The sequence below is a fragment of the Enterococcus sp. AZ048 genome, assembly GCF_051715125.1.
Taxonomy (GTDB): Bacteria; Bacillota; Bacilli; order Lactobacillales; family Enterococcaceae; genus Enterococcus_A; species Enterococcus_A gilvus.
Genome location: NZ_JBIOTD010000001.1, coordinates 2743258 through 2760732 on the forward strand (window position 1 = coordinate 2743258; position 17475 = coordinate 2760732).

The 17475-nt window shown below is 45.4% G+C and carries 17 protein-coding genes; 8 read left to right on the forward strand and 9 right to left on the reverse strand.

The features are described 5' to 3' along the window. The first annotated feature begins 118 nt into the window (after positions 1-118). The 6 genes from larA to IGI66_RS13485 are packed head-to-tail and all read left to right on the forward strand — an operon-like array spanning position 119 to position 6026. On the forward strand, positions 119-1402 hold the full coding sequence (gene larA, locus IGI66_RS13460; protein ID WP_438849247.1) for a nickel-dependent lactate racemase: 1284 nt from the start codon (positions 119-121) through the stop codon (positions 1400-1402). Position 1403: 1 nt separating this feature from the next. Beyond that, on the forward strand, positions 1404-2165 hold the full coding sequence (gene larB, locus IGI66_RS13465; protein ID WP_438849248.1) for a nickel pincer cofactor biosynthesis protein LarB: 762 nt from the start codon (positions 1404-1406) through the stop codon (positions 2163-2165). Continuing rightward, entirely contained in the window at positions 2162-3394 is a 1233-nt protein-coding gene (gene larC / locus IGI66_RS13470) for a nickel pincer cofactor biosynthesis protein LarC (RefSeq protein ID WP_438849249.1), read from the forward strand. Before larB ends, larC begins: the two co-directional genes overlap by 4 nt. A 16-nt stretch (positions 3395-3410) precedes the next feature. Beyond that, entirely contained in the window at positions 3411-4247 is an 837-nt protein-coding gene (larE, locus tag IGI66_RS13475) for an ATP-dependent sacrificial sulfur transferase LarE (RefSeq protein ID WP_314579258.1), read from the forward strand. Positions 4248-4253: 6 nt separating this feature from the next. Continuing rightward, entirely contained in the window at positions 4254-4976 is a 723-nt protein-coding gene (locus IGI66_RS13480) for an MIP/aquaporin family protein (RefSeq protein WP_438849250.1), read from the forward strand. Between the two features lie 54 nt (positions 4977-5030). Beyond that, on the forward strand, positions 5031-6026 hold the full coding sequence (locus IGI66_RS13485) for a HoxN/HupN/NixA family nickel/cobalt transporter (RefSeq protein WP_438849251.1): 996 nt from the start codon (positions 5031-5033) through the stop codon (positions 6024-6026). 150 nt (positions 6027-6176) lie between these two features. On the opposite strand, the gene IGI66_RS13490 is transcribed toward IGI66_RS13485, so the two are convergent. The 5 genes from IGI66_RS13490 to rplM all read right to left on the reverse strand — a co-directional run bounded on the left by IGI66_RS13490 (position 6177) and on the right by rplM (position 10206). After that, positions 6177-7382 carry an ABC transporter permease gene (locus IGI66_RS13490; RefSeq protein WP_438849252.1) on the reverse strand — a complete coding sequence of 402 codons (1206 nt, stop codon included), beginning with the start codon at positions 7380-7382 and terminating at the stop codon, positions 6177-6179. After that, entirely contained in the window at positions 7379-8056 is a 678-nt protein-coding gene (locus IGI66_RS13495) for an ABC transporter ATP-binding protein (protein ID WP_010779394.1), read from the reverse strand. Before IGI66_RS13495 ends, IGI66_RS13490 begins: the two co-directional genes overlap by 4 nt. Next, positions 8049-9194 (reverse strand): efflux RND transporter periplasmic adaptor subunit, encoded by a 1146-nt coding sequence (locus IGI66_RS13500; RefSeq protein WP_438849253.1) that lies wholly within the window; start codon positions 9192-9194, stop codon positions 8049-8051. The genes IGI66_RS13495 and IGI66_RS13500 overlap by 8 nt, the downstream gene beginning before the upstream one ends. A 174-nt stretch (positions 9195-9368) precedes the next feature. After that, positions 9369-9761: a 30S ribosomal protein S9 gene (rpsI, locus tag IGI66_RS13505; protein ID WP_010779392.1), complete on the reverse strand. Its 393-nt coding sequence runs from the start codon at positions 9759-9761 to the stop codon at positions 9369-9371. A 16-nt stretch (positions 9762-9777) separates the two neighbouring features. Beyond that, positions 9778-10206 (reverse strand): 50S ribosomal protein L13, encoded by a 429-nt coding sequence (rplM, locus tag IGI66_RS13510; protein WP_071875867.1) that lies wholly within the window; start codon positions 10204-10206, stop codon positions 9778-9780. Positions 10207-10558: 352 nt separating this feature from the next. Between rplM and IGI66_RS13515 the strand changes: the two genes are divergently transcribed. Together IGI66_RS13515 and argH are read left to right on the forward strand one after the other, a co-directional pair. After that, positions 10559-11767 (forward strand): argininosuccinate synthase, encoded by a 1209-nt coding sequence (locus IGI66_RS13515; protein ID WP_086306254.1) that lies wholly within the window; start codon positions 10559-10561, stop codon positions 11765-11767. A 375-nt stretch (positions 11768-12142) separates the two neighbouring features. After that, positions 12143-13513, forward strand: coding sequence for an argininosuccinate lyase (gene argH, locus IGI66_RS13520; RefSeq protein WP_301516835.1), 1371 nt, complete (start codon positions 12143-12145; stop codon positions 13511-13513). A 35-nt stretch (positions 13514-13548) separates the two neighbouring features. On the opposite strand, the gene lacD is transcribed toward argH, so the two are convergent. Genes lacD through pfkB form a run of 4 tightly spaced genes read right to left on the reverse strand, consistent with a single transcriptional unit; the run spans position 13549 to position 17366 of the window. Further along, entirely contained in the window at positions 13549-14523 is a 975-nt protein-coding gene (gene lacD / locus IGI66_RS13525) for a tagatose-bisphosphate aldolase (protein ID WP_438849254.1), read from the reverse strand. Next, positions 14520-14978 (reverse strand): fructose PTS transporter subunit IIA, encoded by a 459-nt coding sequence (locus IGI66_RS13530; RefSeq protein ID WP_431380754.1) that lies wholly within the window; start codon positions 14976-14978, stop codon positions 14520-14522. Before IGI66_RS13530 ends, lacD begins: the two co-directional genes overlap by 4 nt. Positions 14979-14991: 13 nt before the next feature. Further along, positions 14992-16434 carry a PTS fructose transporter subunit IIC gene (locus tag IGI66_RS13535; RefSeq protein WP_114525155.1) on the reverse strand — a complete coding sequence of 481 codons (1443 nt, stop codon included), beginning with the start codon at positions 16432-16434 and terminating at the stop codon, positions 14992-14994. Then, positions 16416-17366, reverse strand: a complete 951-nt coding sequence (pfkB, locus tag IGI66_RS13540; RefSeq protein ID WP_010779385.1) for a 1-phosphofructokinase — start codon at positions 17364-17366, stop codon at positions 16416-16418. Before pfkB ends, IGI66_RS13535 begins: the two co-directional genes overlap by 19 nt. Between the last annotated feature and the right edge of the window lie 109 nt (positions 17367-17475).

A 17475-nucleotide genomic window follows, 5' to 3' on the forward strand; every position in this document is an offset into this window, starting at 1 on the left:
AATGTCAAAGGACGATGCTTCTCGATAATGCTCAGAAACAATGCCTATCAACAAGGTGAGCGTCGTTCTTGAGCCTTATCATAAGTCTTGTACCAAATAGAAAGAGGATGAAGAACAAATGATTGAATTAGCACTTCCTTACGACAACAAAACAATAACTGCAAAAATAGAAGACGACCGTTTTGCGGGATCTCTCGTTTCTCAAGCCGCTACCTACCGTGCGGGGTATTCAGAAGAGGAGCTAGTCGAACGCTCTTTAGATTTTCCTATCGCTTCCCCCAAACTAGAAGAGCTGGCGAAGGGAAAGAAAAACATCGTCATTATTTCTTCCGACCACACGAGACCCGTTCCTTCAAAGATCATCACACCGATTCTTTTACGCCGCATTCGTTCCGTTGCTCCTGATGCACGAATCCGAATTTTAGTCGCCACAGGTTTCCACAGACCTTCCACAAAAGAAGAGCTGATCAGTAAATATGGCGAAGACATCGTTGCCCATGAAGAAATCGCTATGCATTATTCCGAACGAGACGAAGACATGGTGACCCTCGGTAAACTCCCTTCTGGCGGTGATCTGATCATTAATAAAGTGGCAATGGAGGCAGATTTACTACTTTCAGAAGGATTTATTGAATCTCACTTCTTCGCTGGTTTTTCTGGCGGCAGAAAATCTGTCTTACCGGGTATTTCTTCTTATAAAACGATCATGGCCAATCATTCAGGCGAGTTTATCAATGATAAACATTCGCGGACAGGGAACCTCAAGCATAATTTGATCCATGAAGACATGGCTTACGCGGCCAAAGCGGCGCATTTAGCCTTTATCCTGAACGTCGTCCTTGATGAAGATAAGAAAATCATCGGCTCCTTTGCCGGCGACTTGGAAAAAGCTCATAAAAAAGGCACAGTATTCGTTGATTCCTTATCTCAAGTCGACGCGATCGAATCCGACATCACGATCTCTACCAATGGCGGGTATCCCCTTGATCAAAACATCTATCAAGCAGTAAAAGGCATGACCTCGGCTGAAGCTACAAATAAACTGGGGGGAACGATCATCATGGTTGCCGGCTGTCGAGACGGACACGGCGGCGAAGGCTTCTATCATAATATTGCGGATGTTGCCGATCCTAAGGAATTTCTCGACAAAGCCATCCACACCCCGCGACTAGAAACCGTCCCAGATCAATGGACGTCTCAGATCCTTGCTCGTATTTTGGTGAACCATCACGTCATCTTGGTGTCTGACCTCGTGGATCCTCAATTAGTCACCGATATGCACATGGCGCTTTCGACATCCTTAGAGGATGCGCTAGAAAAGGCCTACGAGCGTGAAGGAAAAGAAGCGAAGGTCGTCGTTATCCCAGATGGACTCGGCGTCATCGTCAAAGGAACGCATTAAGATGGACGCAGTAAAAATAAAAGAACTCTTACAGCTTGTTTCGGAACAAAAACTAAGCCCAGAAGACGCAGTAGAAACGATTCATAATGACGGCTTCACTGATTTAGGCTTTGCCAAGATCGATACAGAGAGAGGCCAGCGAACAGGAATGCCTGAAATCGTTTATGGGGAAGGAAAAACCGCTGATCAAATCATCGGGATCGTCGAAGCCATGCTAGGAGAACAAAACAACATCCTAGTCACAAGAGTCGACGGAAAAAAAGCTGCGGCTGTTAGAACGAAACTCCCCTGCCTGCACTACGATACGGCTTCAGAAATCTTGCTGTGGGAAAGAAATCCGCAAATGAAGACACAAGGAAAGATTGCCATAGTCACCGCAGGAACCTCCGATCTGAAGGTTGCTGAAGAAGCTGCGATTACAGCAGAAGCCTTCGGAAACAGCGTAGACAGAATCTATGACGTCGGTGTTGCAGGAATCCATCGCTTGTTTGCTCGCCTTGAACAAATCCGGGCGGCACAAGTGGTGATCGTGATTGCTGGAATGGAAGGGGCGCTGGCTTCCGTGGTTGGAGGACTGGTCAGTACGCCGATCATTGCAGTACCGACAAGTGTAGGCTACGGAACAGCCTTCAATGGCTTGGCCGCGCTCCTCACAATGCTCAACAGCTGTGCCACAGGTATCACGGTCGTAAATATTGATAACGGCTTCGGTGCCGGATATGCGGCTAGTAAAATCAACCATTTAGCGGAGGCTGCGAAATGAAAACTCTCTATCTTGACCCCTTTTCAGGCGTCAGCGGAAATATGTTACTAGGAACCTTGTTTGACCTTGGGCTGGACGTTGAGGACTTCACCCACGAATTAGCCAAATTAAAGCTGACAGGATACCAATTATCACTGACCAAAACAACAAAATCAGCGATCGACGGGCATTTATTTGAAGTCGTGCTAAGCGACGAGTTCAAGGGGCATCACCCTGATGAAGGTGCGGAAATGATCCATCATCACGGAAGAAATCTTGTGGCCATCGAAGGACTTATCCATGCTTCAGAGCTGAGTGCGTCCATCAAACAGAGCGCCTGTGCCGTCTTCGAAGAGATCGCAGCAGCGGAAGCGCGTGTCCACGGAAAAACGATCAATGAGATCCATTTCCATGAAGTCGGTGCGATCGATTCGATCGTGGACGTCGTCGGCTTTTTTATTGGGCTAGAACTTTTACAAATCCAGCACGTCCTTTGCGGCACTCTTGTCGATGGAACTGGGACGATCACTGTGGCTCACGGCGTCATGCCCGTTCCAGTTCCCGCAGTCATGCAGATGCGGTTGAATAGCAACATCCCTTTTCGGCAGCGAGAAGATGTCCTCACTGAGCTGGTTACACCAACTGGATTTGGACTGATCAAGCACACCTCAGAGACCTTCGGCACCCTCCCGGAAAATGTGATGATCGAAAAGATCGGATACGGGTTTGGAACGCGAGAGACCGGCAGCTTGAACGCCCTCAGAGGCTGTCTCTGTAACTCCCTGCTGAGCAATCAGCAAGTCCCCCGCGAACAAGATCATGTGTTGTTGATCGAGACGAATTTAGATGATGCTACAGGACAGGAATTATCCGACGTGATGCAGCTCCTGCTTGAAAAAGGAGCAAAAGACGTTTGGACAGCACCCATTACCATGAAAAAAGGCCGTCCTGCCTACAAGCTGAGTCTCTTAGCGGCCCCTGCCCAAAACGACGAAATGGTCAAAATCTTATTTGAAACGACCTCTTCGATCGGCGTTAGGCAACAACTGCTAGACAGAAAAATCATGCAACGAACTGTTCGTTTAGAAAAAACAGCCCTTGGCGATGTTCATGTTAAACACTTGTCTTATCAGGGCTTTTCAAAGATTTCCTTTGAACATGACGAGCTTCTCGCCTTAGCCAAAGAAAAAAGGTGCACGATCACTGAGGTAAAAAAGCAATTAATGGAACAACTTCAAAAGAACGAATAAAGAAAGAAGCCTTCAAATGACCTTATTAAAAGAAAAAGAAAAAAAGCTGCAAGCAATTTTATCCCATTATCAAAAAGTCGTCGTTAGTTTTTCCGGCGGGATCGACTCGACACTCGCATTAAAGGAGTCTCTCGACACACTAGGCAAAGAAAATGTTCTCGCTGTCGTTGCCGACTCTGAATTTTTTGCGGACGATGAATACGAAGAAGCCCTTCAATTAGCCGAAGAAATGGGTGCGCGAGTGATGGGGGTGCAACTAGATTATTTAGCAGATGAGCATATCAAAAACAACCAGCCGGATTCGTGGTATTACATGAAAAAAATCTTCTATACCAAGCTGACAGAAATCGCCGAAGAATTTGGGGCGAATGCTGTAGTTGACGGCATCATCATGGATGACGACGCGGATTTCCGACCAGGTCTTCGTGCGAGGAATGAAGCAGGAGCGGTCTCCATTTTGCAGCAAGCGACCCTTTACAAAGACGAAGTCCGCCAGCTCGCACAACTCTTAGGCTTGAAAAACTGGAACAAGGCTCCCTCATGTTCAGTTTCCTCACGCTTTCCCTACAATACAAAATTGACGAGCAAAAAGCTGCGGCAAGTCTTAGCTGCTGAAAAATATTTAAAGGAACTAGGATTTCCTACAGTACGAGTCCGTGTCCATAAAAAATTGGCCCGCATCGAAGTCCCTGAAGAAGCTATCGCGCAAGTGGTGGCTCAACGCGCCGCGATCACTAAAAAATTAAGCGAACTAGGCTACGACTATATTTCAGTCGACCTTGACGGGTTTATCAGCGGTCGAATGAATCAGACACTTTCAGAAGAAGAAAAATCAACCATATTAGCGGGGTAGAAAAAAATGCATGACTCATTATTTATACGTTCCCTCACCGAACTGATGGGCACAGCCATTATGGTCGCTTTGGGAAATGGTTCGGTAGCAAATGTTGAACTACGTGGAACAAAAGGCTTTCAAGGCGGCTGGATCTTGATTGGTTTTGGGTACGGGATCGGTGTGATGATCCCTGCCCTCATGTTCGCTGCCATATCTGGCGCCCAGATCAATCCAGCCATGACCATCGCCTTAGCCGTCAGCGGCAGCTTTCCTTGGAAAGACGTACTGCCCTACGTTCTTGCGCAAGTCCTCGGTGCAATTTTAGGCCAGTTGCTCGTCGTCTTCGCCTATAAGCCCTATTATGATCAAACTGAAAATTCCGAAGCGATTTTAGCGACCTTCGCAACGATCGATGCCGCGAACAGTAAATTAAACGGCTTTATCAATGAATACATCGGCACGTTTTTATTAGTATTCGGCGCACTATTCATCACGGCTGACACGATCGACCCCCGTGCCGACTTTCTTGGGTTAGGGTTCTTGGTCATGTGTTTAGTCATCTCTTTCGGCGGGCCTACTGGACCCGCGCTAAATCCCGCTAGAGATATAGGACCCAGACTTTTGCACGCCTTGTGGCCTTTTAAATTTAAAGGAAGCTCTCAATTCCACTATAGCTGGGTCCCAGTCCTTGCGCCCATTTGCGGTGCCATCACCGCTACAATGCTGTACAAACTCATCGTCAACTAAAGGCAGTTCAGCCGGCACCTGTCGCTGGACTGCTTTTCCTGAAAGGAGATACTCATGAAAAAACAGATAGCGATCGCTTCTGTTCCTTATTATTTAGCCATTTTAGCCCTGCATCTTTGTACGTTCTCATGGCTATGGGTGATCGCAAGACAAAGACCCTCTCTGATCGGCTTAGGACTTGTCGCCTATACATTGGGCCTGAGACACGCATTTGATGCCGATCATATTGCCGCGATCGATAATACCGTCAGAAAATTAATCCATCAGAAACAAAAATCCTGCGGCGTAGGTTTCTACTTTTCCTTGGGACACTCAAGCGTGGTGCTCCTCATTATTTTTTTAGTTAATCTATCCGCTGATTTTTTTAAAGAGCATTTATCTTTCTTAAAAGTATTGGGCGGAACAGCAGGCGGCATCATCTCTGGAACATTCTTACTCTTTCTAGCTGTCAATAACTTGATCATTCTCATCCATCTGATAACTATCCGTAAGAAAAAAACAGACGAACAACTCGAACACGAAAACGTGGAAAATCTCTTAAATTCAAGAGGACTGCTGGCAAAAATTCTGACACCCTTTTTACATATGGTCACGAAAGCCTGGCATATGTACCCCATCGGTTTCCTATTCGGCTTAGGCTTTGATACCGCTACGGAGATCGGTCTGATTTCCCTTTCTGCCGAAAACAATCACACACTGATAGGCTGGAACAGCATGGTCTTTCCGTTATTGTTCGCAGCAGGGATGTCTCTCATGGATACCAGTGATTCCGTCATGATGTCCGGCGCATACAATTGGGCCTTTGCCATGCCCGAACGTAAAATGAACTACAATCTGATCGTCACCTCTGTCTCAATCATCGTGGCCTTTACGATCGGAGCAGTCGAATTGGCGCAAGTCGGAATCAGCGCCCTAGGACCCCTCAACAACTTTGAGCTCTGGATCTCAACGATCGATTTTAATAAAGCTGGACTCTACATGATCCTTCTGTTCGCTGCCCTCTGGCTCGGCTCCTACTTTGTGTGGCAAGTCAGAAAAGCGAACGCGTAATGAACTGAAAAGTATCCATTACAAACAGAACTTCCCTTCAAGCTAAGTCTTAGTCATTGGACTACGCCTAGCTTGAAGGGAAGTTCTTATCTATTTTTAAAACACCGTCCCTTGAGCAACGGTTACCCGCGACCCAATCTGGATTTTCTGCTATTTCAATATATCGATCAATTCTTTTTTCGCGGCTGCTGAAGCGGGCAAGTAGCTGAAGCATACGCCGATCACCACGGAAGTCCCAATCGAGATCAGCACGGTCATCATGTCTGGCCGCACAGAAAACGGCAAGGCAAAGGACGCTGCGAAAGCAATCAAAATACCAAGAATATACCCAATCACACCGCCGCTCACTGTCAGAACGATCCCTTCAAATAGAAATTGGCGTTTGATCGACTTCGCATTCGCACCAAGTGCACGTCGAATACCGATTTCCTTGGTCCGCTCAGAAACGGAGATGTACATCATATTCATGACGCCCACGCCGGCGATAAATAGTGAGATCGCTGCGACTGCACTGATGAAAAGAGTCATTTGATCCAGCATAGATCCCAACTGCTTGATTTCAGAAGTCGGATCATAGGCTTGATACTCCCCCTGCGCACGACTTTCTCCGTTCATGTTCAACTGCTTTAAGACTTTCTTCATCGCTGTATCCTGATTGACCCCTGCATTAAATTTAAGGGCCAATACGGAATGGTCGTCTTTTTTTCCTAAATAATGCGTATAGGTTTTTTTCGGAAAATAAGCAAGCGGTTCATAATTTTGCGGACCGATCTCTCCAGAAGTATTCGCAGAAACACCCACAACGGTAAAGACCTGCCCCTTTAACTCGAATCCGTTATTTAAAGCGGTCTCCTTCGACCCAAATACTTGCTTTGCGACGGCCTCATCAAGAACGACTACCTTATTTAGCCCATCGCTGTCCGCGGCGTTCAATTGGCGACCATTTAAAAGAGACACGGCGGTTTCTTTCGCCGGATGGACCGTCATCGTTAATTTTGTATTTTTATCATAAAAATCAACGGTAGGATTCCCGTCCTTCTTCATCGCTTTGTAATAAGAAACCTCCTTCACTTCTGGAAGGTTGGCGACCATATTTTTATCGGTCTGCGAGATCCCGCTATCTTCACTGACTAGATTATCAAAGTCGTTGTACTTGATGTTGACGTACTTCGTTTGTCCAGTTTCATCCGCGCCCGTCGTCTCAGATAAAATATTTCGTTTAAACCCATTTCCTAAAGCCACGATCGTAATCACAGCGGCAATTCCTATAATGATACCCACCATCGTTAAAAAACTGCGGCGTTTGTTCTTGAAGATCGAACGAAAGGCAGTCCGCCAGAGAATGTATTTTCTCATGATTGCAGCACCTCCTCGATCATCTTTCCATCTCGGATTTTCAATAAGCGGTCACAGTAGACGACCGTCTCTGGGTCATGCGTCACCAAGATGATCGTCACCCCTTCCTCATTCAACTGTTTAAACAATTGCATGATGTCCTCTGTCGTATGGGTGTCTAGCGCCCCCGTAGGTTCATCCGCAATAATAAAGTTGGGACGATTGATCAATGCCCGAGCGATCGCCACACGCTGCTGCTGCCCACCGGATAACTGCTTCGGCAATTGATCTAACTTGTCTGCTAATCCGACCCTAGCCAACGCATGCTTCACTTTCTTCTGCGTCTCATTGTGTTTCGCACCGCTGTACAAAAGAGGCAATTCAACATTTTCCGCAACCGTTAAATTCTCGATCAAACTAAAATTTTGAAAAACGAAGCCAACAGAACGATTCCGTATCTCAGACAATTCATCGTCTTTGAAATGCGTGATCTCCCGACCATTAAACAAATACTCCCCTTCAAACTGTCGATCGATGAACCCCAGCAAATTGATCAACGTGGATTTTCCTGAGCCAGAAGGCCCCATAATAGCCACAAATTCTCCAGCTTCGATCGAAAAATTGATGTCGTCTAAAACAGGCACTCTTGTTTCCCCTGTTTCATAATACTTATAGATATGTGCCAAGCTAATCATTGGCACTCACCTGAACTTCTGATCCGTCCTTCAACGCGTCATCTGGATTTTCAATGATTTGATCCTTGTCCTTCAATCCTTTTTGAATGATCATGCGCCCATTGACAGCCAACGTTTGAACGACCGTTTTCTTCGCTTTTCCATCCTCATACTTATAGACATATTGTTCATTTCCTGTTTTCTTAAGTGCAGACGACGGTAATAAAAGCTGCTTTTGCTGCAACGTGATCAATGTCGATAAATCATCCGTCCAAGGGAAATTCCCCTCCACAGTAAATGCATAAGAGGCAACATTGCTGTTGTCCCCGCTCGTCGGTATAGCACTCGCAGCAATCGATTTAATCGTTCCCTCCACTTTTTTGTCATTGCCCACCGTCGTGACTTGAACGGTTTGCCCCGGCACCAATTTGTCTAGATCGTATTCCGTGACGGTACCTTTGACTTGCTTTTCTTTGCTGGAAACTGCGACTACTGGAACCTCTGGAGAGCCCTTTCCCTTTTCATCCACAGACGCCACGCCCGCAATTTCAGCACTCACCGTCGCTGACGCTTGCTTTTGCTGCCCAGCAAGCACATCTTTAGCAGATTGGACTTCCTCATAAGCCCCCTGCACCGCAAAACGAGACTGACTCAACTGGTCATTGGCCGTCTGCAATTCCACTTGCTGCTGCTTTAATTGTTCATTCAAAGCAGCCTTTTCTTCCTCATCTTTCGCACGAGCCAGCTTCTGCTGCGTCTCACCAATTTGGTTCGATAGCGTTTGCACTTGTCTTTCCCCAGCAGCAACAGTCGCTTCAGCCTGAGACGCATCAAGAGAACTCTTATTCACCGCATGCTGCTGCGTGATCGTTTCATTTTGAGCCGTATCATTCTGATACTCGATCAAAGGCGTGCCCACCGCCACTTCTTGCCCATTGTTTACAGGAACATTTTTGATCGTTCCTTTATTCGCATCTAAAAAATAAAGCTGACGCTTCAGCGGTTCCACTTTCCCCTTCAACTGCAAAGGATCTGCTGTTTTTACTGTATACACCTGATACGAAGCCGCATCTTTTTTACCACTGAATGCAAAAAAAGCACCCCCTGCTATAACCAAACCAGTGACGCCAGCAATAATGATCTTTGTCTTCTTCTTCATGTCCATCCCCCAAATTAATCGTTCTATCCTCAGTTTATAGGGGGACGCCCCTCTCCAACATCGAATCCTCTTTCTTTAAACGAACAAAAAAGTAATATTGAAGAACACGTTTATTTCCATACAAAAAAACACTTTCCAAAATTGGAAAGTGTTTTGATCTTCTGTATAAACGGATTAACGTTTTGAGAATTGTGAAGCTTTACGGGCTTTCTTAAGACCTGGTTTTTTACGTTCAACCATACGTGAATCACGAGTAAGCAATCCAGCACGTTTTAGTGGTGCACGGAAATCAGGATCTACTTCTAATAAAGCACGTGAGATACCGTGACGGATAGCGCCGGCTTGACCTGCGTAGCCCCCACCATCAACGTTTACAAATACATCGTATGAACCAGCAGTTTCAGTAACACCAAATGGTTGGTTGATTACTAAACGTAGGTCAGCATGTGGGATATATTCTGCAACGTCTTTTTTATTTACAGTAATTTTACCAGTTCCTGGTACTAAACGTACGCGAGCAACTGCATTTTTACGACGGCCTGTGCCGTTATATTGAACTTGTGCCAATGAATTTCCCTCCTATTTAAATTAAGTTTGTGATGTCTAATACTTCTGGTTGTTGTGCTGCATGTGGATGCTCTGCTCCACCGTATACGTGAAGTTTCATGCCTTGAGCGCGGCCTAAAGTGTTTTTAGGAAGCATACCTTTAACAGAAGTTTCGACCAAACGGCGAGAATTTTTAGCACGCAATTCGCCTGCTGAGATTGATTTCAATCCACCAGGGAAGTTTGAGTGACGGTAGTAAATCTTGTCAGTTGCTTTCTTACCTGTTAATTTGATTTGATCTGCATTAATTACAATTACAAAATCACCAGTGTCAATATGTGGTGTGAATGTTGGTTTATTTTTTCCGCGTAGTACAGATGCAACAACTGTTGAAAGACGTCCTAAAGGAACATCAGTTGCGTCTACTACGTACCATTTGCGATCTACTTCGCCTGGCTTAGCCATATATGTTGTACGCACGTTTTTTTCCTCCAATTTCAATTTCGAATGTTTGACAAACACTTGAGTTTCCGGGGCTCTTGTGGGGCAAACAATACCATTTACCATAATACTTGCAAAGCCTTGTCATGTCAATGTTTTTCTCCTTGAAAACGCAAAATAGTTTCATTTCTTTATGTTTCTTCTACTATACAGTTTCTTTCGATATATACAGGTAATAATGAATAAAGAAACGAAATATCAAAATATTTTTGCATAAATATTTAAAAAGTGCTTGCTTTTTGTATTTTACGATGCTAATATGGCTTCAACACATTAATTAGAATTTAATGAAAAAGCGATAAGGGAGCAATGCAGGATGAAAGAAAAAGTGATTTTAGCCTATTCAGGTGGTTTAGATACGTCTGTCTCTATCAAATGGCTCGTTGACGAAGGATATGATGTGATTGCGTGCTGTTTAGACATCGGCGAAGGACGCGACACGGAGTTTATTAAGAATAAAGCGTTACAGGTCGGCGCAACTGAATCTTATGCCATTGATGCTCGTGAGGAGTTCTCGCAGGATTTCGTTTTGATCGCCTTGCAAGGAAACACCTACTATGAGAATTCTTACCCATTGGTTTCTGCATTGTCTCGCCCGCTGATCTCGAAGAAATTGGTTGAGTTGGCTCATGATACTGGAGCAACGACCATCGCTCATGGCTGTACAGGAAAAGGAAACGACCAAGTCCGTTTTGAAGTTTCCATCGCCGCACTTGATCCGAACTTGAAGATCATCGCGCCGGTCCGTGAGTGGAAATGGTCCCGTGAAGAAGAGATCAATTATGCCGCTGAAAAGGGAGTACCGATCCCAGCGGATTTGGACAATCCTTATTCGATCGACCAAAACTTATGGGGACGTGCCTGTGAATGCGGCATCTTAGAAGATCCATGGGCGACACCGCCCGCGGGTGCTTACGCTATTACTGCTGAATTAGAAGATACGCCTGATAAACCGACGATCGTTGAGATCACTTTTGAAAAAGGTGTACCGACAGCTTTAGATGGAGAAGAACTTTCTTTAGCTTCATTAATTATGAAATTGAACACACTCGCTGGTGTCCATGGCATCGGCCGAATCGACCATATCGAAAACCGTTTAGTGGGAATCAAATCTCGTGAAGTGTATGAATGTCCAGGTGCAGAGGTGTTGATGAAGGCTCATAAAGAACTGGAAGATTTGACTTTTGTCCGTGAAATGGCGCACTTCAAACCCGTGATCGAACAGCAATTATGCCAAATGATCTATGATGGCCTCTGGTTCAATCCAACGATGGATGCCTTGATCGCCTTCTTAAAGCAATCACAAGAAGTGGTAAATGGCGTATTGCGTGTGAAATTATTCAAGGGCAATGTGATCGTTGAAGGACGGAAGTCTGACAACAGCTTATACAACGAAAACTTGGCGACGTATACCTCAGCAGACACCTTCGATCAAGATGCAGCGATCGGCTTTATTAAACTCTGGGGCTTGCCAACAAAGGTGAACGCAGAAGTACAAGCGGAAAGCAAACAAACAACTGTCTAGTCGCAAGAACGGCTAGACAGCTATGAAAGTGCAAGAGAAACCAGATGTGAGGCGGCTTTTACTTGCCGGTAAATAAAGCCGTCCGGTTTCACATCTTGCCATTGCTCTTAGGAGAGTTTCTTTTCCTGTCAGGAAATAAGGAAACCAGCAATGTTTTCATCCTGAGGTGTCTGAAAAGATGCCTCCTCCCTAAAGAACACGTTTTACGAACACGTGCTGCTTTTTGCGCGATGATTATTCTGTCTAACATCAGATTTAGCAGTCATCGGATAGTCACTTGCGCAAAAAGCCCGTTCGTAAAGCTGGATAGTAAAAAAAGACCGTCTATGCGGTCTTTTTTGTTAAAAATTCGCAGATAAAAGTGAGGATAAACCAATGGCAAAATTATGGGGTGGACGCTTTGATGGAAAAAACGAAGCATGGATCGACGCATTTGGCGCTTCGATTCCCTTCGATCAGCAATTAGCGACACAAGATATCACCGGCAGCTTAGCCCATGTCAACATGCTTGGCGAAACAGGCATTATTACGAAAGAAGAAGCGCAGCAAATTTCCGCTGGATTGCACATCTTAGCAGAAAAAGCTTTACAGGATGATCTTCATTTTACGATTGAAAATGAAGACATTCATTTAAACTTGGAAAAAATGCTTCACGACGAGATCGGACCTGTCGCCGGCAAACTCCACACTGCCCGCAGTCGAAACGATCAAGTCGCCACCGATATGCATTTATACTTGAAGGAACATTTACAGGCGATCATTGAAAAAGTGCATCATTTCAGAACTATCCTAGTCAATAAAGCCGAAGAACAGGTCGATACGATCATGCCGGGTTACACCCATTTGCAGCATGCACAGCCGATTTCTTTCGGTCATCATTTAATGGCCTATTACGGCATGCTTACCCGTGATCAGGCACGACTGGAAGAAAGTATGAAGCGTGTGGATATTTCCCCCTTAGGATGCGCGGCCTTAGCAGGAACGACCTTCCCGATCGACCGTCAAATGACCGCAGATGAACTTGGGTTTAGTGATCTATATCGAAACAGTCTTGACGGTGTCAGTGATCGTGACTTCATTCTTGAATTTTTGAGCAACAGCTCGATCTTGATGATGCATCTTTCACGTTTTTGTGAAGAGATCATTCTTTGGTGCAGCCATGAATTTAAGTTTGTCGAACTGACAGACACCTTCTCGACAGGCAGCTCGATCATGCCGCAAAAGAAAAATCCTGACATGGCCGAATTGATCCGGGGAAAATCTGGACGAGTGTTTGGTGATTTGATCGGCTTATTAACCGTGATGAAGGGATTGCCACTGGCGTATAACAAAGATCTGCAGGAAGACAAGGAAGGCATGTTCGATACCGTCCACACGGTAGCAACAAGCCTAGATATCATGGCGGGTATGATCGACACGATGAAGGTGCACACGCAAACCATGCACGATGCCACAGAAAAAGATTTTTCCAACGCAACGGAATTAGCCGACTATTTGGCAACAAAAGGTGTTCCCTTCCGTCAAGCCCATGAAATCGTTGGAAAGCTGGTCTTAGCTTGTACACAAAAAGGCATCTACTTACAAGATGTCCCATTGGAAGACTATCAGGCCATCAATGCTGTGATCGAAGACGACATCTATGACACGCTGTCCTCCAAAACAGCAGTGACTCGTCGTCATTCCTTCGGCGGTACGGGCTTTGATCAAGTCAAAAAACAAATTGCATTCGCCAAAACAGAGCTATAAGAAGAAACGACTATCCGAGTGGGATAGTCGTTTTCTTATACATTGGTATAAATAGATGTCGCAGTTTCTTTTAATACCGCATTTAATTCTTCAATATTTTTTCTCCCTTGCTCAGACAGCCAGGTGATAGCTTGCTCGTCCCCTTCTTCTACAAAAGGCGCGACACCATTGGCCCAAGTTGCCCGTCCGCATAAGACGCCGTTAAAGGTTGAGCCGGACTGCTTCGCAAAGCGCAACGTTTCCTGGAACAATTCTGCACTCACACCTGCGCTTAAAAAGATGAATGGCAATTCTGTCGCGTCCGATTGTTCTTTGAAATAGTCTGCTGCTTCGGAGCGACTGTAGCAGACCTCTTGTCCGTATCCCTCAACATAGTTCATCGTTACGGGTACTTCCACTTTTAACACATCGACTTGATAACGCGCTTGTGAAAATTCCCGCATCGCCTCGATGACTTTTCGCGGCTTCACTTTCTCATATTCCAACGATGTCGTGTCTGTGATCGTCGCGTCATAGGAAACGATCTCTAAGAAAAACGGTAGATCTTCTGCTGTACATTCTGAACCGATCCGTTCCATGTACGCACGCTTTTGCTCATTGATTTCTTCCGGTTCATCCACATCATAATAGAGCAGGAATTTGCACGCATCGGCACCAGACTCCTTCAGGCGTTTGACAGACCAAACATTTAGCACATCTGGCAATCGTCCTGGCGTGGTCGCATCATAGCCTGTTTTTTCATAAGCAAGCAGCAAGCCGCAGGTCTGCTCACGCACTTGGGCTGCGGGCAAGCCATATTCTGGGTCTAATAAGATCGCGGAGGCATAGGGTGTTAATTGCTGAGAGACCAGTTCCTTAAATTTAATGACATCCTCTGTCGTCGCTTCTTTATACTTGCCGATCATTTTTTTCAAGGCCCCTCGTTGGTCGATCGCCAACGCCCCGATGATCCCCTCTTCATTCGTTAATTGGTCTAAATACTTCTTTTTTCCTGTACTCATTGTCTTCATTTACGATCTCCTATGTTTTCATTTAATAATGTCACGATATCTTTTTCCGTTTGTGCTGCGTTTAATTGCTCCGTTACTTCCTTTCGCATCAATAACCGTGCAACCGCCGACAATAGTTTTAAGTGGGTCGTTCCAGCTTCTGAGTCTGGAATGAACAACGCAATGACAAAATTTATCAATTGGCCATCCATGCTGTGCCACTCGATCCCTTGCTCCAATGTAACGATGAGGAGACTGGGTTCAACGATGGAGGCATCTTTGGCATGGGGAATCGCAAACCCGTCCATCATTCCTGTCGTGCCCTCGTTTTCTCGTTCAACCAGTTTTTGAAAAACTTGCTCTTCCTCAGTAGCTATCCCCAACTGAACAGCTTGTTTTGCTAAAAACTCGAAGGTTTCTTTTTGTGTCGCTAGCGCTTGGTCTAAAAAGACATTCTCTTCTCGAAGTATTTCCATCCTGACTTCCTCTCTATTCTGCGATCGCTGATTTATCTGCTTGTTCGGCGTTCGCTTTCTTTTCCTTTGCCGCGACACTGCTCTTTTGAATCAATCCTAGAATGACTCCACCGACGATGGAACCAATTAAAATAGAAAGGACCCATTGGATTTTCCCCGTTACGACTGGCAGTACTAAGAAGCCGCCGTGTGGTGCTGGTACTTGGACACCAAACATATAGGTCAGTACCGCCGCAATAGAAGACCCTAACATCATTGTTGGCAAGACCCGAATCGGATCTTTTGCAGCAAATGGAATCGCCCCTTCCGTAATATGCGTGGAGCCGAGAATGAAATTGACTAATCCCGCATTCCGATCATTCGTATCAAAATACTTGCCAAAAAAGAGCGTGGCAAATCCTGTGATCAGCGGCGGTGCAATACAGGCCGCAGAAACGCCAGCCATAAAGGTCGTGTTTCCCTGAGCCAACAAGGCTGTCCCTGTAACATAGGCTGCCTTGTTGATCGGCCCGCCCATATCAAAGGCACACATACAGCCGACGATCACTCCCAGAACCAATGGATTCGAATGTTCAAATCCAGCTAAGAAGCTCATCATTCCCTCGTTCACGGCTTTCATCGGACCTGCCAATAAAGACATGACGATACCTATGACAGCTACTCCAATCACTGGATACAGGAAGATTGCTTTCAGCCCATCTAGCTGTTTCGGTAGAACATCCAAAACTTTTTGCAGCAGTAAAATGAAATAGCCTGCTAAGAAACCAGCCAAGATCCCGCCTAAGAATCCTGTCCCGCCATTCATCGCAACGATACCGCCGACAAAACCGACCACTAATCCTGGACGTTTAGCGATGCCTTCAGCGATATACGCGGCCAACACAGGAACCATCATTCCCATCGCCGCATCCCCGACACTTTTCAGCATTGCCGCCGTCGCGTTATACTGTGCATTGTCTGGATCAAACGAATAAATTCCCCAAACAGCAAAAGATATCGCGATCAACACACCGCCAGCAACGACGAAAGGCAGCATATGGGATACCCCATTCATCAAGTTCTTATATATGCTGCGCCCAAAGCTGGTCTTATTTCCCGTTTCCTGCTCTAATGCATCCACAGCTTGATTCTCAGCAGAAAGAACACCTTTTCCAGCCAAGGCGTCATCGATCAAACGTTCCGCGTCTTTGATGCCCGTGCTGACAGAGACATCAATGATTCGTTTCCCCGCAAATCTTTCTGGATGCACGTCTTTATCCGCTGCGATAATGACTGCCTCAGCCTGCTTGATTTCCTCTGGAGTCAACTCATTTTCGACACCAATCTGTCCATGTGTCTCAACCTTGATCGTGACGCCTTTCTTTTTAGCGGCTTGTTCCAAAGCTTCTTGAGCCATATAGGTGTGAGCAATGCCTGTCGGACAACCAGTTGCTGCAATTAATTGATAATTTCCCATGTTTGTAACTCCTCTTCTTTGATTTCAATTTGTTTGCTTAATTCTTCCACATCTAAAAAATCGGTCAATCCCTTGCGAAACGCTGTGGAGCTTCCAGCAGCTAGACTTTTTCTTAATGTTTCTTCTAACGGCTGCTCCGATAAATACCCCGCCAAAAACGTTCCTAATAATGTATCGCCGGCACAAGCAGTATTCACGACTTTTCCCTTGGGCGAATTGCCTCGAAGGATCTTTTCTTGTGTAAAGAAAATGGCTCCTTTTTCACCAAGAGACAGCAGTACATTTTGTGCCCCTGCTTCCAATAATTGCTGCCCATAAAATAAATAAGCTTCTTCAGTATCGATCACTTGTCCAAACCAGTCAGACAATTCCTCCTCATTGGGCTTCAGTAAAAAGGGATGGTACGGCAGACAATCCATGATCTCGTGATAACTGCTATCAATAATTAAGTGAACGCCTCGCTCCTGGCAGATACGACTGATCTCCACTAAAATCCCAGGCTCCACGCCTTTTGGCAAACTCCCCGAAAAGCAAAGGTAATCGTCTGCTTTAAGACTTCTGATTTGAGTCAAAAATTCTTGGACTTTTTCAGGCGGGATCGCTGGCCCCTGATTGACTAATTTATACTCCTCCTCCGTTTGATTGACTTGCGTGAAGACATTGATGCGGGTCATGCCCGGAACCTCAATAAACGCTGTGTTGATTGCTTTTTCCTGTAAATAATCTTCTATATAATTCCCTGTAAATCCCGCACGAAATCCCAATGCAGTAGTGGGCGTTCCCAACATGTTCAATATGAGGGACACATTCACCCCTTTGCCATTCGCTTGTATGTCATCGTCTTTCGTTCGATTTACGGTGAAAGGAATCATAGTATCTGTTTCAATAAATAGATCAATCGCTAAATTCATAGTGCATGTATAAATAGACATGAATGATGACCTCCTTGACCTTATTATGAGGGATAAGACGCAGAAAAGGTTTTCACGATCAAGAGATTTCCATGAAAAGCTTTACATTTTTTCACGAAACGTGATACTT